Source organism: Frankia sp. AgKG'84/4 (assembly GCF_023242965.2).
Lineage (GTDB): Bacteria > Actinomycetota > Actinomycetes > Frankiales > Frankiaceae > Frankia.
On record NZ_JALKFU020000713.1, the window covers coordinates 1 to 545 of the forward strand.

Here is a 545-nt window from a genome sequence, read left to right on the forward strand (position 1 = left end):
GGCTGGCCCCGGCCGTGGCGCGGGAGCTCGCGGCCTGTGCCCGGGAGGTCGCCGACGGCCACGTTGAGCTGACGTCCCGTGGCAACGTGCAGCTGCGCGGCCTCGCCGAGGGCGCCGCCGCGGTGCTGGCGCGCCGCGCCCGGGCCCTCGGTCTGCTGCCGTCGGACACCCATGAGCGGGTCCGCAACATCGTCGCCTCACCGCTGTCCGGCCGGCGCGGCGCCGGGCGCGACATCGAGCCCCTCGTCGCCGCCCTCGACCACGGCCTGTGCGCCGATCCCACGCTGGCCGACCTGCCTGGGCGGATCCTGTTCGCCGTCGACGACGGCAGCGGCGACCTCGCTGGCCTGGCCGCCGACCTGACGCTGCGCGCCCAGCCGGCGGGACGGACCCTGCTGCTCGTCGCCGGCGAGTCCCGTGCGCTGCTGGTGCCCGACGGCGCTGCCGTGCCGGCGCTGCTCGCCGCCGCCCGGGCGTTCGTCGACCTGCGCCGCGCCGGGTTCTCCTGCGACTGGAACGCGCTGCGCGGCGCCCAGCAGCTGCAC

The 545-nt window shown here is 78.5% G+C and carries 1 protein-coding gene; it reads left to right on the top strand.

The features are described from left to right. On the top strand, positions 1–545 hold a 545-nt coding region (locus MXD58_RS24755), incomplete at both ends, for a ferredoxin-like domain-containing protein (RefSeq protein WP_518478675.1).